At 67.7% G+C, this 20,782-nt stretch carries 17 protein-coding genes and 1 pseudogene; 6 read left to right on the top strand and 12 right to left on the bottom strand.

Annotated elements, in window-relative coordinates; all coding sequences use genetic code 11:
- Positions 1-7: 7 nt before the first annotated feature.
- From FCF25_RS05645 to FCF25_RS05625, 5 genes are all read right to left on the bottom strand, one after another.
- The gene (locus FCF25_RS05645; RefSeq protein ID WP_137047604.1) at positions 8-832 is read right to left on the bottom strand and encodes a DUF4397 domain-containing protein; all 825 of its coding nucleotides are present in this window, start codon (positions 830-832) and stop codon (positions 8-10) included.
- A gap of 450 nt (positions 833-1,282) precedes the next feature.
- A complete protein-coding gene (locus tag FCF25_RS05640) occupies positions 1,283-2,992 on the bottom strand; it encodes a tRNA uridine(34) 5-carboxymethylaminomethyl modification radical SAM/GNAT enzyme Elp3 (protein WP_117595182.1) in 1,710 nt (569 codons plus the stop codon).
- A 139-nt stretch (positions 2,993-3,131) separates the two neighbouring features.
- Positions 3,132-3,629, bottom strand: a complete 498-nt coding sequence (locus tag FCF25_RS05635; protein ID WP_157972754.1) for a PaaI family thioesterase — start codon at positions 3,627-3,629, stop codon at positions 3,132-3,134.
- A gap of 1 nt (position 3,630) precedes the next feature.
- Positions 3,631-4,914, bottom strand: a complete 1,284-nt coding sequence (locus tag FCF25_RS05630) for an MFS transporter (protein ID WP_137047602.1) — start codon at positions 4,912-4,914, stop codon at positions 3,631-3,633.
- Between the two features lies 1 nt (position 4,915).
- Positions 4,916-6,025, bottom strand: a complete 1,110-nt coding sequence (locus FCF25_RS05625) for a trans-aconitate 2-methyltransferase (RefSeq protein WP_137047600.1) — start codon at positions 6,023-6,025, stop codon at positions 4,916-4,918.
- Between the two features lie 140 nt (positions 6,026-6,165).
- Here FCF25_RS05625 and FCF25_RS05620 point away from each other — a divergent pair, with 140 nt between their 5' ends.
- Positions 6,166-7,026 (top strand): winged helix-turn-helix domain-containing protein, encoded by an 861-nt coding sequence (locus FCF25_RS05620; RefSeq protein ID WP_137047598.1) that lies wholly within the window; start codon positions 6,166-6,168, stop codon positions 7,024-7,026.
- A 112-nt stretch (positions 7,027-7,138) separates the two neighbouring features.
- On the opposite strand, the gene FCF25_RS05615 is transcribed toward FCF25_RS05620, so the two are convergent.
- From FCF25_RS05615 to FCF25_RS05605, 3 genes are all read right to left on the bottom strand, one after another.
- On the bottom strand, positions 7,139-9,274 hold the full coding sequence (locus FCF25_RS05615; RefSeq protein WP_137047596.1) for a DHH family phosphoesterase: 2,136 nt from the start codon (positions 9,272-9,274) through the stop codon (positions 7,139-7,141).
- A 214-nt stretch (positions 9,275-9,488) separates the two neighbouring features.
- Positions 9,489-10,121 (bottom strand): YIP1 family protein, encoded by a 633-nt coding sequence (locus FCF25_RS05610; RefSeq protein WP_137047595.1) that lies wholly within the window; start codon positions 10,119-10,121, stop codon positions 9,489-9,491.
- Between the two features lie 7 nt (positions 10,122-10,128).
- The gene (locus FCF25_RS05605) at positions 10,129-10,716 is read right to left on the bottom strand and encodes a thymidine kinase (RefSeq protein ID WP_117595175.1); all 588 of its coding nucleotides are present in this window, start codon (positions 10,714-10,716) and stop codon (positions 10,129-10,131) included.
- 106 nt (positions 10,717-10,822) lie between these two features.
- Here FCF25_RS05605 and FCF25_RS05600 point away from each other — a divergent pair, with 106 nt between their 5' ends.
- Complete coding sequence (locus FCF25_RS05600) at positions 10,823-11,989, top strand: glycoside hydrolase family 5 protein (protein ID WP_137047593.1); 1,167 nt, start codon at positions 10,823-10,825, stop codon at positions 11,987-11,989.
- Positions 11,990-12,222: 233 nt separating this feature from the next.
- Here the strand turns inward: FCF25_RS05600 and FCF25_RS16015 are convergent.
- Positions 12,223-12,591: pseudogene (locus tag FCF25_RS16015) on the bottom strand (NADPH-dependent FMN reductase); the annotation flags it as partial.
- A gap of 160 nt (positions 12,592-12,751) precedes the next feature.
- Complete coding sequence (locus FCF25_RS05590) at positions 12,752-13,720, bottom strand: A/G-specific adenine glycosylase (RefSeq protein ID WP_137047591.1); 969 nt, start codon at positions 13,718-13,720, stop codon at positions 12,752-12,754.
- Positions 13,721-13,863: 143 nt separating this feature from the next.
- On the opposite strand from FCF25_RS05590, the gene FCF25_RS05585 reads away from it, so the two are divergent.
- Positions 13,864-14,121, top strand: a complete 258-nt coding sequence (locus FCF25_RS05585) for a hypothetical protein (protein WP_117595155.1) — start codon at positions 13,864-13,866, stop codon at positions 14,119-14,121.
- A 60-nt stretch (positions 14,122-14,181) separates the two neighbouring features.
- Positions 14,182-14,502, top strand: a complete 321-nt coding sequence (locus tag FCF25_RS05580) for a hypothetical protein (protein ID WP_117595154.1) — start codon at positions 14,182-14,184, stop codon at positions 14,500-14,502.
- A 423-nt stretch (positions 14,503-14,925) separates the two neighbouring features.
- Here the strand turns inward: FCF25_RS05580 and FCF25_RS05575 are convergent, their stop codons facing one another.
- The gene (locus tag FCF25_RS05575; RefSeq protein WP_137049362.1) at positions 14,926-17,001 is read right to left on the bottom strand and encodes a copper-translocating P-type ATPase; all 2,076 of its coding nucleotides are present in this window, start codon (positions 16,999-17,001) and stop codon (positions 14,926-14,928) included.
- Between the two features lie 687 nt (positions 17,002-17,688).
- Between FCF25_RS05575 and FCF25_RS05570 the strand changes: the two genes are divergently transcribed.
- Together FCF25_RS05570 and FCF25_RS05565 are read left to right on the top strand one after the other, a co-directional pair.
- Positions 17,689-18,075 (top strand): DUF302 domain-containing protein, encoded by a 387-nt coding sequence (locus tag FCF25_RS05570; protein ID WP_117595153.1) that lies wholly within the window; start codon positions 17,689-17,691, stop codon positions 18,073-18,075.
- Positions 18,072-19,586, top strand: coding sequence for a multicopper oxidase family protein (locus FCF25_RS05565; protein ID WP_254425891.1), 1,515 nt, complete (start codon positions 18,072-18,074; stop codon positions 19,584-19,586). The genes FCF25_RS05570 and FCF25_RS05565 overlap by 4 nt, the downstream gene beginning before the upstream one ends.
- A 139-nt stretch (positions 19,587-19,725) precedes the next feature.
- Here FCF25_RS05565 and FCF25_RS05560 read toward each other — a convergent pair whose 3' ends face one another.
- Positions 19,726-20,718: a hypothetical protein gene (locus FCF25_RS05560; protein ID WP_137047589.1), complete on the bottom strand. Its 993-nt coding sequence runs from the start codon at positions 20,716-20,718 to the stop codon at positions 19,726-19,728.
- Between the last annotated feature and the right edge of the window lie 64 nt (positions 20,719-20,782).

Raw genomic sequence — 20,782 nt, 5'->3', positions numbered from 1 at the left:
TCGGCGTCTATTCGGTCGTCCCGAAGAACAGCTCGAAGTCGCGGTTACCGAGCTCGTCGACGATCTCCTGCGGCGGTTCGAGGTAGCCGGAGGCGAAGGCGGTGTAGCTGACGCCACCGTCGAGTGCGACGGGAACGCTCGCTACCACGTCGCCGTCGTTGCTCGGCGTCGCGGCGCGAATCTGCAGGGTGTACTCGGTCGCCGGCACCGGCAGCGGGTCGCTCGCGTTACCGAAACTGAGCCCGTCGATGAGCGTCAGTTCGGCCTGGTCCTCGTCGGTGAACCGGAGTTGGCTCTCCGGAATACCCATCACCAGCTCCGGCGGGAGCATCCGTAGCTGCCGGTTGAGCTGTTCGTCCTCGACGACGGCCGTCACGTCGACCGGTGGCGCGTCGGGCGCCGCGTGCACTGCTTGCGCGACCGCTAACGCCTGTTCCGCCTGACCGTGGATGACCGGCGTCCGCGTAACGAGCGGCTGGATGCTTCCGTCGCTCACCTGCCCGATGGCAGCCAGCGAGTAGTTACCCTTCTCGAGTGAGACCTCCTGGTCTATCACCGCTTGGTCTTCGCCGGCACCCGCGGGGGCGATGGCGACCTGGTACGTCCCGGCCGGGACCGACAGGTACGGACTGACGTCCTGGAACTCCAGACCTTCGACCGCGGCGTCGCCGTCTATGTAGACGTCGACGGCTGGCGCGTCTGGCGACGCGTGGACCGCCCTCGCCCGGACGGTTTGCTGCTGCTGTGCGGCGACGGTTTGGGACCCCGCTCCCAACGCTAGTGCGCTCCCCCCGAGAACTTTCAGTGCTGTTCGACGTGACGTGTCTATCATTTCGAGTTTCCTCCATGCAGTATCTGGTGTTCTACCATCAAAAGTCTCTACTACTTCAAAAATTTTGGAAATTGTGGCGAACAAATTGGTCTATTTGGCAGTTCTTCCGCAGTGACGTACAATAATCGACAACGGTATCTCAGAGAAGTGGCACGGTCCGTCTCCGCTCCTCCTCGGCCCGTTCGCTCGTTTCACTCGCTCACGGAACGGTGACGAGGACAGCTACAGCCGCTTGCTGACGTACGGTCCGTCCTGGTGGTAGCCCATCTTCTCGCGGTAGTACTGCCGGACGCCGATGCCACGACGACCTTTTGCGCTGCGGGCCGCAAGCGGCCCTCGGCAAAAGCTCGGCCAAAAGCGCTCGTCGGTCACTCCGACGCCGATGGCGTCTCCGCTCCTCCTCGGCCCGTTCGCTCGTTTCACTCGCTCACGGAGCGGCGTCGAGGGCAGCTACAGCCGCTTGCTGACGTACGGTCCGTCCTGGTGGTAGCCCATCTTCTCGCGGTAGTACTGCCGGACGCCGATGCCGGAGATGACCGAAATCTTCTCGAATCCGGCGTCTGTGGCGATATCCTCGGCCTCTCTCAACAGCTTCTTCCCGTAGCCCTTGTGCTGCCATTCGCCCTCCGCACCGATGCCCGCCTCGCTCCCGTAGACGTGGAGTTCGCGGACGAGCGCCGCGTCTTCGAGTTCGCGACGCACCGGGTCGCGCGCGGAGAGTTCCGCGCCGCCGTCGGGGGCGGCGTGCGAGTACGACGGGAAGCGGAGCCGACAGAAGCCGACGAGTAAGTCCTGTTCGGTGTCCTCGAAACTGATGAACTTCTCGACGCCGCCGCCGGCTTCGTACGTCATCACGTCGAGTTCCACGTCCTCCGGGTTGGGGTTCGCCTCGTTCATCCCCACCTCGCGGGCGCGGATGTCGCGGAGTTCGATTCCTCGCTCTTCGGCGCGCTGTTCGGCCAACTGACGCAGATTCGACTTCCAGACCCCGGCGTCGATGAAGTCCGCGGGGATGTCGCGCTGGACGCGCTGGAGGCGCGTGTACTTCGGAATCTTCCCCATCGCCTCGGCGACGATGTCGGCGGCCTCCTCGTTCGTCAGCGGGTCGAAGTCGTCGCGCCGCCACCAGTCGTAGATGCGCGTCCCGCGGACCACGAGCGTCGGGTAGATTTTGAGGTAGTCGGGTCGCCACTGCGGGTTCTCGAACAGCTGGCGGAAGTCCTCGATGCACATCTCGCGGGTCATCCCCGGCTGACCGGGCATCATGTGGAAGCCGACCTTGAACGCCGCGTCGCGGAGGCGGCGATTGGCGTCGATGGAGGCCTGATTGCCGTGGCCGCGGTGCATCTCGCGGTTGATGCGCTCGTACGTCGTCTGGACGCCGACTTCCACCTTCGTCGCGCCCAAGTCGAGCATTCTGTCTATCTGCTCGGGGTCGCACCAGTCGGGTTTGGTCTCGAACGTCGTCCCGATGTTCCGGATGTCTCCGGTTTCGTTCTCGGCGATGACGTCCTCCAGGTAGCGGAACTCGACCTCGTCGGGGTCGGGCTTGAACGACTGGTCCTCGGCGGGCGCCGGCTCTTCGTCGAGGTCGTAGTCGTTCATCGCCTCCAGCGCGCGCTTGACGAACCACTCCTGGTAGTCGTGGCTCCGCGCAGTCATCGTCCCGCCCATCAGGATGAGTTCGACCTTGTCGACGGGGTGGCCGATGTGCCGGAGCTGTTCGAGCCGGAGCGTCACCTGCCCGTACGGGTCGTAGTCGTTCTGCACCCCGCGGGCGGCGGCGGGTTCGTGGCCCGTGTAGCTCTGCGAGGAGGAGAACTCCGACGCCGGCCCGCCGGGGCAGTACAGACACTTCCCGTGCGGGCACATCTCGGGAGACGTCATGATGGCGACAGGCGAGACGCCCGACGCCGTCCGGACGGGTTTCCGGCGGACGACCTCCTTCACGTCGTCGCGGTGCTCGTCGGGCGCGTGTTCGAGAATCTCGGCGTTCTTCGGCACCTTCGGCGAGGAGAACTCCGAGCAGACGCTCAGCTTCTCGGATTCGAGGTCGTCGCGGTCGATCTCGCCGTCGACGATGCGTCGGGCGAGTTCGGCACACGCCTCGCGGAACGCTTCGGGTTCCTCTTCGGAGGCGTCGGGGCTGTCGGTACTCATCGCGTCGGTGGGACCTCCGCGTGGGCGACGAGTCGATTCATTACCTCCGTGTCGTCGGTTTTCGGGGTTAAGGGTGTCGCTCCCGGGGGCGACGGTCGAGCGTCGAGCGCAGAGTGCCGAGCGTCGACGGCCGCGGGCGTCAGGCGACCCGCACCGCGACGACGGTCCCCGTCGCCGTCACCTCGCCCTCGGGGCCGAGTTCGCTCCGGATACGCATCCGCCGACCCACGTCGCCGTCGACCCACGCGCGGAGACGAATCGGTCGGTCCAGCGGCGTCGGTCGCCGATACTCGACGCGCAACTCGGCGGTGACGTAGGCGACGTGCGGGTCGCTGTCGAGCGGTATCCCCTCGGCCTGTGCCGCGAACGTCATCGCGGTCCATATCGAGTGGCAGTCGAGCAGCGAGGCGACGTAGCCGCCGTACATCACGTTCGGCGCACCCGCGTTGTACCGAGCGTCGGGGTCGACCGTTGCCACCAGCGACTCGCCGTCGTCGCTCAGATAGCTGTGCAGGTGGTGGCCGTGCGGGTTCGCCGGGCCGCAGCCGTAGCAGGTCAACTCCGGCCACGACGACTGGACGGGGATGTCGGCGGCGGTGAACGGCGGAGAACCGTCCTCGCGTCGTTTGGCGGCCATTTCAGCGCGCCTCCGACGCGGTGACGGCCTCGTCGACGACCGCCTCGTCGGCCGCATCGTCGACGACGCGGCCGGTCAGCACCGCGAGCGCAACGGCGCAAACGAGCGACGCGACGCCCGCAGCCAGAAGCAACGTCGCGTAGCCGGCCGCGACGGCGACGCCAGCGAAGACGATGGGTCCGGCGGCGCGCCCGAGGAACGTGGCGCTGTTGCGCAGACTGAGCGCACCGGCGCGGAAGTGCGTCGGGACGAGCCGACTCACCTCGGCGTCGACGGAGGGGAGGACGAGCCCCGCACTCGCGCCGACGAACAGCACGCCGACGCCGACGACGAGCACGCCCGAAACCGCCGACGCGGGGCCGAGGCCGGTAGCGCCCCACGCGATGACGAGGCCGACGGCCGCGCAGGCGAAGCCGGCGGCCACGAGCGTCCCGTTGGAGGCGTGCGCCGCGAACCGGCCGTTGGCCGCCGAGACGCCGACGGCGACCACCTCCGCCGCGGTCAGCGTCAGCCCGACGAGAAGCGGCGTGAGCGCGAACGTTCCCGTCAGGAGAAACGGCAGCGTCGTCAGCACCGCGCCGAAGAAGAGAAACTCCGCGGCGAACGTCGCGACGTAGTACACGACGGTTCCGGAGGCGACGAGCGACGCCGCGACGCCGCGAAGGTACCGGACTGGTCCCTCGTCCTCGGGTTCGGTGTCGTGTTCGAGGTCGGCGAGGGCGAACCACGCGACGACCGCAAGCGGCACGGCCAGCAGGTAGGCGAGAAACGGGACGTTCCAGCCGTAGGCGACGAGCGCGCCGCCGACGATGGGAAACGCCGCCGCGCCCGCCGACAGCAACGCCGTGTTCGCGCCGAGGACGGCGTTGCGCTGGACGCCGTCGAACGCGTCGCCGATGATGGTGACGGTCGTGATGAACACCCCCGCCGCCGCGGTCCCGCCGACGAGGCGGAGCGCGAGCACCGTCGCGAAGTCGGCGGCGACGTACACCGCGCCGCCGGAGAGACCGAAGACCAGGAGGCTCACGACGAGCACGCGCCGCCGGCCGATTCGGTCGGCGAGCATCCCGATGAACGGCGAGAGGACGATGCCCGTCAGGAAGTACGCGGTGATGAGCAGGCTCGCCGCGGCGTCCGTCACGCCGAAGACGTCTCTGATGACCGGCAGCGCCGGACTGACCAAGGGGACGCCCAGCGGCGCGAGCAGCGTGCTCGCGAGGACGACCTGGACGACCGGCGAGCGCCACGGGACCGACGCTTTCTCCGTGGAAGCCGTCGCGCTCATCTCAGGCCTCCAGGCGGTAGAACCGCCAGAACTCGTTCTCGATCGGCAGCACCTCGAACGTCCCGAAGCCCGCCTCCTCGGCGTAGCCGCGGAGCGTCTCGGTTCGCATCACGGTCCCCGTCGCGGCCGAGTGCTCGCCGACGCGCCCGACGGGCAGGCAGTGGAAGACGCTGCAGCCGTAGAGGAACTGCTCCATCTCGCCCGCGTGGGCGCTGAACTCGTCGCCGACGCGTTCGTCCATCACGACGACGACGCCGTCGCCGTTGGCGAGGCGGCGCATCGTCGCCAGCGCGCCGACCGGGTCGGCCATGTCGTGGACGCACTCGAAGGCGGTGACGAGGTCGTACGTGCCTTCCAACTCCGGGTCGCTGGCGTCGCGCACCTCGAACGTGACGCGGTCCGCGACGCCGTACGCCTCGGCGTTCCGTCTCGCCGCGTCGATAGACGCCTCGTCGAGGTCGTAGCCGTCGACTCTGACGTTCGGGTACGCCTGCGCGATACCGACGCTCGACCAACCGTGGCCGCAGCCGATGTCGGCGACGCGGGCGGGCGTCTCCGAGGAGAGTCGCTCGTGAACGTCGGGGATGCTCGGTAGCCACTCTTCGCCGAGCAGGTAGAGGAACGCCGGGCGGTTCATCGCCGCCTGCCCCTCGTGGAGGTCAGCCCCGTAGTCGGCGAAGGCGACGCCCTCGCCGGTGCGGTAGGCGTCGACGACATCCTCTAAGGGACCGACGAGGCCGGCGGCCGCCTGCGCCAGCGGCGCGAGGTAGTAGAGGCTGTCGGCGTCGACGAGGACGGGTTCGTGCGCTTCGGGGAGCGAGTAGCGTCGCTCGTCCGCCGGGGCGCGCTCGTCGTCGACGGCGAGGACGTTCGAGACGGTCTGGTGTTCGAGCCACTCGCGGACGTACCGCTCGTCGGTTCCGGTGCGCGCGGCGAGTTCGGCGGACGTCTGCGCTCCCGCCGCCGCGAGCGCGTCGTACAGTTCGAGTCGCGTTCCGAGGTAGACGCTGAACAGCGTGAGGGCCGCGTTCGTGCCGGCGAACAGTTCCTCGGCGAGCGCTTCGGTCCGGTCGGTCGGGGTCGGTGTCGTCGTGTCGGCTGTCTCTGCCATAGAGAATCGGAGGCGACCGACCCTGCTATAGTTAATTTCTGAGAGTAATACTCCGAGAAGCGACGTGTCTCGACCCCTGAGACAAGGGTTATGGCGTGACACGGCCTCCGATTCTGTGAGGGCACCTCACGGGGGAGACAATGAACGGAACATCGCTATTCGAGGAGCTACTCCAGCAGTCGTACGCGCTCCGGCGGGACTCGCTGGAGCGAGAGACCGGACGCCGACGACTGGAGACGGACGAGCTGCTGGACGTGCTCCGACACCGGGAACTTCTGGAACTGCTCATCGAGGGGCCGTCGGACAGGCGGGACATCCAGACGCAGTTGGGCGTCTCGCGCGCGACCAGCCACCGATTCACGCGTTGGCTCGAACAACAGGGGTTGGCCGAGCGTCGCGACGGTCTTTGGGGTCTCACCGGGCACGGGGAGACGGTCGCCGAGGAGGTGCTTCGCTTCGAGCGGAACCTCCGCGCGGCGGCCCGACTCGAACCGCTCTTGGAGTGTATCTGCCCCGACCACAAGGAGTTCATCATCGAACCGTTCGCCGACGCCGTCGTGACGACGCCGACGCCCGAGGACCCCTACAAACCCGTCGAACGGTTCCTCTCACTCCTGGAGAACAGCGACACCTTCCGCGGGTTCAACACGACGCACATGGTCCCGCCGGGCGTCGGGCGATTCTACGCCTCGCTGTTCGACGACACCGAGACCGAGCTAATCTACCTCCCCGTCGTCGTCGAGACGCTCCGCTCGACGCACCCCGAGCAGGTCGCCGACGCCATCGGACACGGACACCTCGCGTTGCGGACCCGCGAGGCGCTCCCGTACGGCCTCGCCATCTTCGACGGCCGCGTCGGTATCGGCGGTTACGACGACGAGACCGGGACGATGCGCGTCTTCGTCGACACCGACGACGGTATCGCCCGCGAGTGGGCGCGCCGCGTCTTCGAGGCGTACCGCCGCGACTCGGTACCGCTGGAATCGACGGTCGAGACGTGACGGCGCGACCGCTGTCGAACGCGGCTGGTGCGGCGAGAAAGGAGCGGTGAGAAGAGAGACGGAGACGAGAGGGGGAGAGACAGAGACGAGAGAAGGTGCGTTTCGAACCCGTCTACGCCAGTTGCTCGGCGACGGCTTCGACGACGGCTTCCTTCACCTGTTCGCGGCGACCCGAGAGGAACTCGATGCGGCCCTCGCGGATGCCGACGGCCGTGATTCCGGCCTCGGGGGCGCGTTCGCGCGCGGCCTCGGCGACCGCTCGGAGGTCCACGTCGGCGGTGCTGCGGAGGTAGAGTTCGTCCATGGCGACGCCGACGGTGACGAATTTCTCGCCCTCGCGCTCGCGGCGGTGGAGTTCGTCGAGAAGCAGCGCCGTCGGCGGGAAGTCGAAGCGGTGGGTGTACGCGTCCGTGTCGAGGACGGCGAACTGCACGCCCTCGGCCTCGCGGGATTCGAGGTTCGCCTTCGCCGTCTCGACTTCCGCGTCGAGTTTCAGGCGGAACTGCTCGGAGACGTGGCTGGCGAGGTTACCCGCGTTCTCGCCCTCGCCATTGGGCGTGACGCCGTTGTCGAACAGCAGGTCCGTGATGAGTTCGCGCTTGTCCTCGTAGGACTGGTAGTACGCCTCCAGCGCGACGGCCTCGCGGAGTTCGCGGACGTACGTCTCGTCGTAGCCCGCGTCCGTCGCGGCGTCGAGGTACGCCTGCGGGGCGTCCTCCCAGTAGCTCACCGCGGGGAGGTGGCGCAGGTCGTCGCGCACGTCGTCGTTGACGGCGGCGGCGAGGTTGGCGACGAGCGCGCCCGTCGAGAGGTCCGACGCGTCGGCGTCGGCGAGCACCGGCGAGACGAGCACGTCGGTGGACTCCTCTATCTCGGCGTCGACGGCGGCGGCGTCGGCGACGACGCGCTTGGCGCCGTAGATGCTCAGCAGGTCGAGTCCGTCGCTGGATTCGACCGTCGAACCCGTGCCGACGAGGAGGACGAGCGGCAGTTTCTCGCCGTGTCGGTCGCGGTCCTGCAGCATCCGCGTCACGTCGTTGGTCGCGGCGTCCATGCCGTAGACGGCCTCTTCGAGCGGGCGTCGGTCGAAGTAGTGGTACTCGGCGTCGGATTTGGCGTGCTCCTCGCGGATGAGCGGGAGCACGGCGCGCTCGACGGCCGCGCCGGCGACGTAGCCGTCGGCGGTGGCGGTGTGGCGGACGATGACGGGGCGGGACTCGAAGACGGCGCGGCGAATCTCCTCGGCGGCGTCCTGCAACTGGGTGCCGACCGCGGCGATGGCGTCGTGGTCGGCGAGCGGCGTCACGTCGTCGGGGCGCGCGCGGCCGCGGAGCGCGTCGTCGAGGCGGGACTGGACCGTCTCGGCGTCGTCGCCTTCGAGGGAGACGAGTGCCTCGGTTTCGACCTGAATCTCGTTGTGGCGGAGTTCGACCTCGCCGTCGAGGCGAACGACCGACCCGACGTCGACCTCGGGGTAGGCGCGGACGCCCGCCTCGACGAACGCGGCGGCGTCGACGACGCCCGTCTCGTCGCGGACCTCGAAGACGGTCGGCCCGCCGGTCTGCTGGGCGCTGACGACCTCGCCCTCGATGCGGACGGTCTGGCCGACGCGGTCACTCAGCGTGCCGATTTCGACCCGTTCGTAGTCGGCGGTGGGTTCGGACTCGGCCCCACGTGCGCCGTCGGTTCGGTCGTCGCCCTCGCGTGCGTCGCCGGTTCGGTCGTCGGCCCCGCTGCTCTCGCTGCTCTTGCTGCTCTCGTCGCTTTCGTCACTTTCGTCGCTTTCGCTGCTCTCGTCGCGGGAAGCGCTGCCGTGTCGGACCGTCGGCGGCTCGACTTCGTCCTCCGTGTCGCCGCTCTCGTCGCTCTCCGCTGCGTCGTGGTCACCGTCTGCGTCCTGGACGAGCGCACCGCGGAAGTCGCGCTCGGACTGGCGAATCGACCAACCGAGGTCGATGTTGCCGTTGTCGCGGACGTTCTTGACCTGCACGAAGACGGTGTCTCCGGGCTCCCAGTCGAGACTCTCCAATCGACGGTCCAGCTCGCTGCGGTGGAGCAGACCGGTGACGCCCGACGCGAGGTCGACGAACACGCCGAAGTCGGCGTAGCCGTCGACGACGCCGCTGTAGAAGCGGCCGGGGGTTAGTTGTGAAGCTTCGTTACCACGGAACTCGAACACGACGTCCTCCTGGTGGCTGTCGCAAATTCGGCCCTCGACGGGCGTGCCGCAAATGATACACGTACCCATTTGCTCGGAGAAAATGGCCCCGCCCTAAAACGGTTGTCGAAAGTCCTCTGCGAGCGAGCGGCGAGACGAACCGCGACGACGCGCCGCGTTCGAGCGAACGCTCGCCCACGCGGGTCGGCGCTGACCCCGACGGAGTCTGTCGATTCCCGGACTAATTCTCAGATTCCGCGTCGCCCTCGCGGTGCGCCGACGGTCGCCGTACCGGCCGAGACGCTCAGATGAGCGTCAGCGAGTGGAGCAGTTCCTCGGCGAGCGCCACGAGCGGACCGAGCCCACGGAAGGCGAAGCCGAAGACGAACGCCGACGGAATCGCCGAGACGAGCGCCGCCCGAAACAGCGACGTCCGGTGTATCTCGCTGATACCGATGGTCAGGAGTCCGGCCCCGTAGAGCGCGCAGACGACCCGGAGTTCCGGTATCGGGACGCCGGCGAACACGCACGGCGCGGTCGCGTACGCGATGGTCTGGACCGTCTCGCTGACGCCCGCGCGGTCCCGAACCGCGAGGACGAGAAGCACCGTCTGCAGCGCCGCCGTCAGGTGAAGCGTCGCGGGCGCGACGAACAGCGCGACGACCAACAGTACGAGGAGGCTCGTCACCGCTCGGCTGTCGGCGACGAGGGGGACGAGTTCCGTACCCAGCACCGTCTCGCTGGAGAACGCGAGCATCCCGCCGACGAAGCAGAGCGCGACCAGCACGCCGAACACCAGTCCCGGTGCCTGGTCGCCGGGGGCGACGCCGTTGCGGAAGAAGCGCCGCGGGCGAATCAGCACCTCGACCCACGCGCGGGCGAGGCCGCGCGGGCCGCGGTCGCGACCGTTCCGGGGATTCTCCACCCACGTAGTCACGGTCGACCTAGTCGCTCCGGAGGGTATGACAGTTCCGACAACGCGCCTCGTACGACTCCTCGGCGCCGACCATGATGGTGGGGTCGTCGACGTGGGCGGGTTCGCCGTCGATGAGCCGCTGGTTCCGCGTCGCCGGTTCGCCGCAGACCGTACAGATCGCCTGTAGCTTGTCGACGTACTCGGCCAGCGCCATCAACTGCGGAACCGGGTCGAACGGTTCGCCGCGGAACGTCTGGTCGGTGCCCGAGACGATGACGCGGCGGCCGTCGGCGGCGAGCGCCTCGCACACCTCGACCAGCGTCTCCGAGAAGAAGTTCGCCTCGTCGACGGCGACGACCTGCTCGCCGTTGAGGTCGTCGAGCATCTGCCAGACGCCCTCGCCCTCGTTGTCGACGACGGCCGCCTCCCACTGCCGACCGTTGTGCGACCCGATGGTCGTCTCGCCGTAGCGGTCGTCGATGGCCGGTTTGAACACCGCCACCTCCTGTCCCGCGATCTCGGCGCGACGGAGGCGTCGCAGCAGTTCCTCGGTCTTTCCGGAGAACATGGAGCCGGTGATGAGTTCGACCCATCCGCTCCGGGTGATGGCGTGCATGAGGTGTCCTCGGTGCGAGCGAGACCAAAACGATTGTCTTCTTCGTCGGACTGTCGTCGCGCCGCACCGAACCGATAACCGACTCCGAGTGGCACCCGTCAACACCATGACGACCGCCAGCGACCGAGCTCTCTCGGACGTTCGGGGCGCGGTGTACGTCCCCGCGCGGGCGTTCAACGCCTACCAGTTCTGGGAGGCGTACGACCCCGACGAGACCGAGCGCGACTTTCGCCTCGCCAAGCGACTGAACCGCGACGCACTCCGCCTCTTTCTCAGCTACGAGTACTGGTTCGACGCCCCCGAGGCGATGGAGCGACGCGTCGACAACCTGCTGTCGACCGCCGAGGAGGAGGGACTTCGAATCGTCCCGATTCTCTTCGAGAGCGCGGGCGAGGAGCCGACGCGCGAACGCCGTCGCGACCGCGACCCGCACACCGCCTGCGCCGTCCGGTCGCCGTCGCATGACGTCATCAACGACGAGAGTCGGTGGAGCGGTCGAGACGACGGCCGCGGAAGCGGGGACGGCGACGACCGAGACGGCGGCGTCCTCTCGGAGGCGAAGCGGGCGCTCGGCCTCGGCGACGACGCGACACACGCCGAGGAAGGACGCGACGGCGACGACCGATTCGGTCGGCGAGCGGGCGGTCCGCGCGAGTACGTCGAGTGGTTCGTCGACCGCTACGGCGACGACGACGCGCTGCTCGCGCTCGAAATCATGAACGAACCCGGCGACTGGGACCGACGCCTGAAGTTCGCGCGTCGGATGCTCCGCGTCGCCGACGACAACCGAGCGGACGTGCCGCTGACGATGGGCTGTAAGGGACTTAGATACAACGCGCTGTACGACGACCCCGAACTCGACGTGTTCCAGTTCCACCTCAACCTACCGCCGACGGCGAAAAAGATGGAGGAGCGGATGCAGAACGCCCGCGAGTTCGCCGACGACCACGGCAGACCGGTGTGGCTCACCGAGTGGCAGCGTACGCGCAAAGAGCCGCCGAACAAGTTCCTCCCGAACTACGCGTCGCTCGCCGGGACCATCCGCGATGGCCCCGTCGACGGCGACTTCTTCTGGTCGCTCATGCTGAAACCGGCGTACCTCCCCGACCAGCGCGAGAAGGGCCGAATCAACGGCGTCTTTCACCGAGACGGCAGCGTCTACTCGGGGGTCGACGCGCGAGCGCTCGCGGGCGACGATTCGGCGGAGTTCGAGGAGCGACGCCGACAACCGTCGTGGTTGCCGGCGGACCTCACCCGCGCCGAGACGGACTGAGTTCTCTGCCCGAGTCACTCCGCGGAGCGTTCGCCCGCGCCGACGTTCTGGTCGCTCTCGAACGTCGGCGGGTCGGGTTCGATGGTCGCGTACTCGACGACGCGCCGTCCGAGCGTGGCGACGCGCGAGTCGAGTCGCTCGTCGACGAACTCCCCGTCCTCGAACGCGCCACTGGCGCGCGGGACGGCGACCTGGTGCGGGAGCACCCAGGCGTTGAACGCCCGGCAGACCGAGCGGAGGTGGTCGAGCGCCGTCACCGGGAACGCGCCGCCGGCGACGGCGAGCAGTCCGACCGTCTTCCCCTCGAACTCGTCGAACCGGCAGTAGTCGAGCGCGTTCTTCAGCACGCCCGAGTACGACCCGTGGTACACCGGCGTCCCGAGCAAGACCGCGTCCGCTTCGCGGAGCGTTCGACGCAACCGCTCGGCGTCGCCCGCGGTCCGCTCGTCGGCGTCCAGCATCGGGAGGTCGAACTCCCGAAGGTCGACCAGTTCACCGGTTCCGCCGGCCTCTTCGGCGGCTTCGAGCGCGCGCTGCAGCGACAGTCGGGTGTAGCTTCGCTCTCGGAGACTCCCGCAGACGGCGACGACGTGTGTCGGCATGACGAGTTCTCGGATGCCGCCCGACAAAACTGTACGGCCGAGTAGTCGTCACCCCACACTCATCCCTCCGAGCGTCGTCGCCGTCGAGGAGGCCGTCGCCGAACTCACGCGTCGACAGACCGACGGCTACGCGTACCTCGAAGTCACCCGAACCGAGGGCTCAGCGTCGGAGACGAACAAGCGTCTCGTCGCTCCCGCTCTCACCCTCGTCCTCGCCACCGACCGCGATGACTTCGACGAGGCCGTCGCTCGCCAGGTCGCCGACCAACCCGCGCAGCCACTCGCGACCCGTCTCGCCGCCGTAGTCGACGCGGACTCGCGGGCCGAGCGCGTCGAGCGCGAGTTCGTCGTACTCGCCGAGAATCCGAATCACCCGCCCGCGAAACTGCCGTCGACTCCCCTCGAAACTCGGTTGCGTCGGGACGTCCGGCGCGGTGAAGTCACCGGTTTCGTAGGCGTGACACCACTTCCGCCACGGACACCCCGACTCGTCGCAGGTCGGCGTCTTCGTACAGGCGACGCCGCCGAGTTCCATGATGGCGTTGTTCCAGACGCGCGACTCGCCCTCGGGCATCAGTTCGGCTGCCGCCGCCTCGAACGCCGCGTCGTCGTCGGGAACGTCGAACGCGCGGTGGAGCACGCGCTTGACGTTCGTGTCGACGACGGCGTCGCCCTCGTTGAACGCGAAACTCGCCACCGCGTTAGCGGTGTAGGGTCCGACGCCCATGAGTTCCTGCAGCTCTTCGGGCGTCCGCGGGAACTCGCCGCCGTACTCCGTTTCGACCTGGTTGGCCGCCTCGTGGAGGTACTTCGCGCGGTTGTTGTAGCCGAGGCTGTGACTCGACCAGAAGGCGACGACGTCGGCGCGGTCGGCCGCCGCGAGCTCCGCTGCGGTCGGCCAGCGGTCGAGAAACGCCTCCCACGCCGGGACGACGCGGTCGAGTTGCGTCTGCTGGCTCATCACCTCCGAGACGAGAATCGCGTACGGGTCCTCGGTCCGCCGCCACGGGTAGTCACGGTGGTCGTCCTCGTACCACGCGACGAGTGCATCGCGGACGGGGCCGAGGTCCGTCGGCGCGGCCGGGAGCCGACGGTCGGCTTCGTCGGCGTCGGCCGGTTCGTCGGTCATCGTCGACTGTTGCGCTCTCGCCGGTTAAGCGGTGACGGTTCCTCCTCGCACCCTTCGACTGAACGTTCAGCGCACACGTAGATTCGTTGACGACAGTACGAATCAGGGTGAAAGTATATAGTGCCGGAGTCGAATCGCCGGCTATGGAATCACGTACCGCTCTCCGACTCGGCGTCGCGGTCATCGTCCTCCCGGCGTCGACGCTCGTGCTTCTGGCCGCCGGCCCGCTCGGGTGGCTCGTGTTGCTCGTCGGCGCTTCGCTCGTCATCTCGGGTGCGCTCGGCGAGCGCGACCGACTCCCGTCGCGGCGGCGGCACAGTTACACCGACTGCCCCGACTGCGGGACCCACAACGTCACCGGCCGCACCGTCTGCCGGGACTGCGGCGCGGGCATCGCCTGAACCGGTCCACCGCCGACCCGAAGCCGAAAACGGTAATCGGCCGCCGCGCTACCTGTGGGTGTGAGCCTCGACGACCTCCGCGACGACGTAGACGAACGGTACGGCGAGTACGGCGACTCGATTTCGCTCGACCTCGACCGCGAGACGAAACACGAGTTGGCGATGCTGTCGGCGGTGTTCGACGGCGACGAGGGCGAACTCGTCCGACGGGCGATACACACGCTGTTCCAGTCGACCGTCGGCAGCGGCGACCTCGACTTCCACCTCCGGCAGGCGTACGACACCACCTACGACGAGTATCTCGCCGGGATGACGTACGACGAGATGACGGGCGCGAACCAGTACCCCGAGCGCGACGACGTGCGTCGGTATCAGATGTAGAAAGCCTTCGACAACCCGCCGGAGTGCGGGTCGCCTCGCCCTTTGCACGTTTACCGGAGGAGCAGAGCGCCTCCGATTTCTCGCTCGCTTTTCTCGCAAGAGCACCAGGCCCGCAGGCGCGAGTCGCGCACGGCGGCGCGACACGCGCTGAGCCTCGGCCTCCCCAACCGACTCCTTCGCTCGCGCTACGGCTCGCTCAGTCGCCCCTCGCGCATCTGTCGCGCCCACAGAGGGGCGCTCCGGCGCGCGCCGGTCGGCTGCGTCGCTCTCACGACTGTCGAGTAGATAACTAACAGACGGAGTATCGTTCACATCTCCGATTCACAGGGCGGCGCTCCGTTCACCCGCCTCGACCGCGCCTGCGGCGAATGCTCAGGTCACGAGGCGGGTTGGCCGCGCTCTCGTTCAAAAACGTTCGCTCGCTCAGTCCGCCGGTCGGGGACTCGGCGACGGCGAGCCGCCGGGAAGCGCCGGCAGATTCAGGTCCACCCGCCGGAGGAGCTGCGCGTTGATGGCGACGATGACTGTGCTCAGCGACATGAGGAGCGCGCCGACCGCGGGCGACAGAAGGATGCCGACCGGTGCGAGAATCCCCGCCGCCAGCGGGATGGCGAACACGTTGTAGCCCGCCGCCCAGACGAGGTTCTGCTGCATCTTTCGGTAGCTCGCCCTGCTGAGTTTGACGAGGCGGACGACGTCGAGCGGGTTGTTCTGGACGAGGATGACGTCCGCCGACTGCACCGCGACGTCCGTCCCGCTCCCGATGGCGATACCGACGTCGGCGCGCGCGAGCGCGGGTGCGTCGTTCACGCCGTCGCCGACCATCGCGACGAGTTTGCCCTCGCTCTGGAGTTCGCCGATTTTCTCGTCTTTGTCCTCGGGCAGCACCTCGGCGAAGACGGTGTCGATGCCGAGTTCGTCGGCGACGGCCCGGGCGACGTCCTCGGAGTCGCCGGTCAGCATCGCCACTTCGACGCCGAGTTCGTGCAGCGCGTCGACGACCTGGTAACTCTCCTCGCGAACGACGTCGGCGAGCGCGAAGGCAGCGACGGGAGTAGCCTCGCTGCTCGCGTGTCGCTCCGCTCTCGTTCGTTCGTTCGAGGGTTCACTTCGGTCACCCTCGCGGACCAGATAGACGACGGTCTGGGCGTTTCTCCCCGCTCTATCGGCGAACTCGTCGAGGTTCGATGGGACGTCTCCGTCGAGTTGCGAGAGGAGGTTCGGCCCGCCGACGTAGACCGTCTCTCCGTCGACCGTCGCGCGGACGCCGCGCCCCTTGAGCGCCTCGAACCCCGTCGCAGTTCGCGCGTCGACGCCGCGCTCGTCGGCCGCGTCGCGGATGGCCTGCGCGATCATGTGCTCGGAGTCGCCTTCGACGGCCGCGGCGAGCGCGAACGCCTCGTCTTCGGTGAGGTCACCGGTGGTCGCGACGTCCACGACTCCCTGTTCGCCCTTGGTGAGCGTCCCGGTCTTGTCGAAGACGACCGTGTCGAGTTCGCGCGCCTGCTCCATGGCGATGCGGTCGCGGACGAGCATCCCGTTTCGCGCCGCCAGCGACGTGTTGATGGCGACGACGAGCGGAATCGCCAGACCGAGCGCGTGCGGACAGGCGATGACGAGCACTGTGACCGCGCGTTCGATGACGGGACTACCGAACGAGGTGGCGAGCGTCCACGCCACGGCGGTGACGGCCGCCGAGGCGACCGCGACGTAGAACAACCACCCCGCTGCCCGGTCGGCGAGTACCTGCGTCTTGGATTTACTCCCCTGCGCCTCTTCGACGAGTCGCATGATTCCGGCGAGCGCCGTCTCTTCTCCGGTGGCCGTGATTCGGACTCGGAGACTCCCGTCGCCGTTGACGGTGCCGCCGATGACCTCGTCGCCCGGCTCTTTCGAGACCGGCCGCGACTCGCCCGTGATCATCGCCTCGTTCACGTCGGAGTCGCCCTCCTCGACGACGCCGTCGGCGGGGACGTTCGCGCCGGGGCGGACGAGCACGAGGTCACCCTCGGAGAGGTCGCTCACGGGGACCTCCTCGGTGTCGCCGCTCTCGGCGATTCGCTCGGCGGTGTCGGGGATCAGTTTGGCGAGTTCGTCGAGCGCGCTCGACGCACGGCGAACGCTGCGCATCTCTATCCAGTGACCGAGCAGCATGATATCGATGAGCGTCACGAGTTCCCAGAAGAACGCCGTAGTCGTCGGAAAGACGACGCTCGCGAGGCTGTAGACGAACGCGACGCTGATGGCCATCGAGATGAGCGTCATCATCCCCGGCGAGCGGTCGCGCAGTTCGGGCACAGCCATCCGGAGGAACGGGACGCCGCCGTACCCGAAGACGACCACCGCGAAGACCGGGTTTATCCACTCGCTGCCGGGAACTGCCGGCGCCGAGAACCCGAGCCACTGTTGGAGCATCTCGCTGTAGAGCAGCACCGGAATCGACAGCAACGTCGAGACGAAGAACCGGCGACGAAACAGCTGTTCGTGGCCGGCGTGCATCCCGCCGTGGTCGCCGTGGTCGCCATCGCCATCGTGGTCGCCGTGGCCATCGTGGTCGCCGTGGCCGCCGTTGCCATCGTGGCCGTTGTGGTCACCGTGGCCCTTGTGCCCTCCGCGGTCGCCGTGGTCGGATCTCTCTCCCCGGCGTTCGACCGATTTCTCGGCTTCGCCAGCCTCGGCGTCGGCCTCCTCTTCGAGGAGCGACTGTTCTACGCGTCGGTCCCTCCGCTCGTCGGCCGTCTCCTGCGCACTGTCTGTGCCTCCCTCGTCGGTGTGGGTACCATGGTCAGTGCGGTCGGGTGCCTCTCCGTTCTTCGAGTTGTGGTGGTCGCCCATGGCGTCATCCTCGTTCGCCGAGATACGACCGCGACACTGATTGACATTTTGTGTCGGCTCCCGACTGTCGCAGGCGTTGTCCGTTTCGGATACCGGATGCCCGTAACCGCGTTGCCAGCGACTACTCGGGGGGCACTCGACTCGAATTCGGCGAAACGCGGTTTCGACGCCCCGCCTTCGCCGACAGATATTGATTGATTCGTACCTTTCACTTGTCTACCGACGACCGTTTCCGAAACGTCGGCCGGGCAGAAAATCGTCGGAAAGAGCCTGTAGGTTCACGTATCGATGATATTCGCTTTCGGGAGCTTCCCCGAACAGTAATCAGCGGCGGTGTCGTTATTGTACGGTATGGGATACACTCTGCAGAAGCGAGTCGACGGCGAGTTCGACGAGACCGTCGAAGAGACGATAGCCGCCCTCGGGGACGAAGGGTTCGGCGTCCTCTGCGATATCGACGTGCGAGCGACGTTCGCTGAGAAACTCGACGAGGAGTTCCGTCGGTATCGAATCCTCGGCGCGTGCAGCCCGAAACTCGCCCGCGAAGGGCTCGAAGACGAAATCGAGTTGGGCGCGCTCCTGCCGTGTAACGTGGTCGTCTACGAAACCGACGACGAGGACGTCGTCGTGAGCGCCATCGACCCAACCCGGTTGCTCGAAATCGCCGACAACTCCGATCTCGACCCGATTTCCGAAGAGGTGTCCGACCGATTCGAGCGGGTTCTCGACGCACTGTGAACGAACGAGAGCACTCGTCGACCGCTCGGCGGCGGTTTCTCCAGCTACTGGGCGGCGTCGGTGCGGCCGGTCTCGCCGGTTGTTCCGAGGCGGGCGTCTCGTCGAGTGCCGACGACTCGCCGTCGGCGACGCCGCGTTCGCCCCCTTCGGAACCCGCCGACGTGACGGCTGCGTTGCGAGCCGCACCCGGTACCGTGAAACCGGGAGCAGACGCGTCAGCCGAGAACTGGCTCTACAACGGCGAGTTTCCCGGACCCGAACTTCGGGCGACCGAGGGGGAGGTAATCGAAGTCGAACTGACCAACGGGCTCCCGGAGTCGACGACCATTCACTGGCACGGCGTCCCCGTGGCGAACGCGATGGACGGCGTCCCGAACGTCACCCAGCAGCCGGTCGACTCCGGCGACTCGTTCACGTACAAGTTCCGCGCGGAACCCGCCGGGACGTACTTCTTTCACAGTCACGTCGGTCTCCAACTCGACCGCGGACTCCTCGCTCCGCTCGTCGTCGAGGAACGAGACCCACACGTGGACTACGACCGCGAGTACACCGTCGTGGTCGACGATTACCTCGACGAAGCACCGCAGCCGCTGTCCGATATCGACTCCGGCGCTGGGCCTGGCGGTGGCGGCAACCAGGACGGAACCGACGGCGGCGGTCCCGGCGGGATGGGCGGCGGTGGCCCCGGTGGGATGGGTGGCGGCGGCCCCGGCGGGATGGGAGGTCCGATGGCGGACAGACGGCCGCCGTATGCCGGTCTTCTCGTCGACGGGCGATTGCCCGACGACCCCCGGAGCTTCGCCGTCAGAGAGGGCGAACGCGTCCGATTTCGGTTCATCAACGCCAGTAGTGCGACGGCCTTCCGGGTGCGCGTCGCCGGTCATCCGCTCACCGTCACGCACGCCGACGGGCGCCCGGTCGAACCGGTCTCCGTCGATTCGTTCGTCTTCGGTTCCGGCGAACGCTACGACGCGATCGTCGAAGCCGACGAACCGGGGCGGTGGGAGATGCGCGCCGACGCCATCGACGGCGACGAAACCCCGGCGCGAGCGGTGCTGGCGTACGAGGGAAGCGACTCGTCCGGCCGACCGGCGACCCCGTCGTCGGAAGGGCGTCGGTTGACGTACGACGACCTGCAGGCGGTCTCGCCGCTGGAAGGTGTCAGCGGCAGCCCGGACCGAACTTTCGACCTCACGCTCTCGGCCGGACGTGGGTCGGACCGGTGGCTCATCGACGGGCAGGCGTACCCCGACGCGGATCCGCTCCCCGTCCGAGCGGGCGAGCACGTCCGAGTCCGCATGGTGAACCGCAGTCCGGTCATCCACCCCATGCACCTCCACGGACACTTCTTCCAGGTCGGTGACGCGGTCAAGGACACCGTCATCGTTCCGGGTCACATGGGGGAGGTCACGTTCGACTTCGTCGCCGACAACCCCGGAGACTGGCTGTTCCACTGCCACAACCTCTACCACCTCGAGGCAGGGATGGCTCGTACCGTGACGTACGAGTAGGCGGCGTCGACCGCGGCGTCCCCGCGGCGAGGCGACGGCGTCGACCGCGGCGTCCCCGCGGCGAGGCGACGACGTCGCCCGCGAGCGTCCCCGTGACGAGGCGACGACGTCGCCCGCGTCTCACGTCCAGCGGAGTCGACTACAGTCGATAGCTCGACTCGGTGTCGTATGGAGGGACAGTCGCGGTTTGCTGGGCGACCCACGCCAGTCGGAGGACGAACGCGAAAAGAACCGCCAGCGGGGCGAATCCGAGGACGAACGTGACAGTGACCGCGCCGACGAACAACGTCGACGGCACGGCGGCGACCGTGTTTGCGTTGTAGAGAACGAGAGCGAGACCGCTCCCGACGATGGCGGGGACGCCGATGTACAGGAGAATCCGCGACAGATAGGCCAGTTCCTTCTGGACGTACACCGTCCTGAAGTACTTGCGCGCCACGTCGATCTGCAGCAAGGTCGCCTCGATGCGGTCGAGGTGACGCAGAAGTTCGTCGGTGACCGGGTCGGCGTCACCGCTCTGCAAGCCGGCTATCGTCTGGAGCTGGTCCGCGTGAGTCGTCGACACCGTCGCGGACATCACGGAGAAGATACTCCCGTCTTCGGCGTCCAGCGTCCGGCTCACCGCTTGTGCGTCGCGTTCGAGCGAGTCGCTGAGTGACCGGAGTCGTCGCCGGGTCTGTGCGTCGTCGACTCGGTCGGTCAGTGCCGCGAGTTCGCCCGCTTGCGCTTCGAGGCTCCGATGGAGTAGGTGGAGGAAGCCCGACGGCGACTTCGGACTCGTCGACGCGCCCACCAGCTCCTCGACGTCGTGTCGATAGCTCAGCGTCTCGTTGATGCGCTTTCGCAGTGTCCCCGGTTCTCCGAGCTCGCGCGAGAGAACCAGTTGGTTGATCGATAGCACGACCGTGAGTAGCGTTAGGTCCCCCGTGAGAAGCGAGCTGTAGAGGAAGTACATCGGACTCCCCGGCCGGACCGACGACGGGCCGAACGGGAGGAGAACCGCGAGAAACCCGCCGAGCGTCAGTAACAGGACACCGCCGGCGATAGAGAGGCGATTCCCCTCTAGCAGTAACCAGTCCGCTATACGACGATATCCGCTTTCTCCGGTCGCGGGCCGAGCTCCGTCTGCCATCGGGTAACCGTTCGCCCCGCGTTCGGAAAGATGCTCTCCGGACTGCGCGGCGCGCTGCGTCGGT

The organism is Haloprofundus sp. MHR1 (genome assembly GCF_005155585.1).
In the GTDB taxonomy this organism is placed as follows: domain Archaea; phylum Halobacteriota; class Halobacteria; order Halobacteriales; family Haloferacaceae; genus Haloprofundus; species Haloprofundus halophilus.
This window is presented reverse-complemented; position numbering and strand designations above follow the sequence as displayed.

Bases quoted from the DNA above. Each gene is read 5' to 3' on its own strand.
- FCF25_RS05645 (WP_137047604.1), bottom strand. From the start codon at position 832: ATGATAGACACGTCACGTCGAACAGCACTGAAAGTTCTCGGGGGGAGC.
- FCF25_RS05640 (WP_117595182.1), bottom strand. From the start codon at position 2,992: ATGAGTACCGACAGCCCCGACGCCTCCGAAGAGGAACCCGAAGCGTTC.
- FCF25_RS05635 (WP_157972754.1), bottom strand. From the start codon at position 3,629: ATGGCCGCCAAACGACGCGAGGACGGTTCTCCGCCGTTCACCGCCGCC.
- FCF25_RS05630 (WP_137047602.1), bottom strand. From the start codon at position 4,914: ATGAGCGCGACGGCTTCCACGGAGAAAGCGTCGGTCCCGTGGCGCTCG.
- FCF25_RS05625 (WP_137047600.1), bottom strand. From the start codon at position 6,025: ATGGCAGAGACAGCCGACACGACGACACCGACCCCGACCGACCGGACC.
- FCF25_RS05620 (WP_137047598.1), top strand. From the start codon at position 6,166: ATGAACGGAACATCGCTATTCGAGGAGCTACTCCAGCAGTCGTACGCG.
- FCF25_RS05615 (WP_137047596.1), bottom strand. From the start codon at position 9,274: ATGGGTACGTGTATCATTTGCGGCACGCCCGTCGAGGGCCGAATTTGC.
- FCF25_RS05605 (WP_117595175.1), bottom strand. From the start codon at position 10,716: ATGCACGCCATCACCCGGAGCGGATGGGTCGAACTCATCACCGGCTCC.
- FCF25_RS05600 (WP_137047593.1), top strand. From the start codon at position 10,823: ATGACGACCGCCAGCGACCGAGCTCTCTCGGACGTTCGGGGCGCGGTG.
- FCF25_RS05590 (WP_137047591.1), bottom strand. From the start codon at position 13,720: ATGACCGACGAACCGGCCGACGCCGACGAAGCCGACCGTCGGCTCCCG.
- FCF25_RS05585 (WP_117595155.1), top strand. From the start codon at position 13,864: ATGGAATCACGTACCGCTCTCCGACTCGGCGTCGCGGTCATCGTCCTC.
- FCF25_RS05575 (WP_137049362.1), bottom strand. From the start codon at position 17,001: ATGCACGCCGGCCACGAACAGCTGTTTCGTCGCCGGTTCTTCGTCTCG.
- FCF25_RS05570 (WP_117595153.1), top strand. From the start codon at position 17,689: ATGGGATACACTCTGCAGAAGCGAGTCGACGGCGAGTTCGACGAGACC.
- FCF25_RS05560 (WP_137047589.1), bottom strand. From the start codon at position 20,718: ATGGCAGACGGAGCTCGGCCCGCGACCGGAGAAAGCGGATATCGTCGT.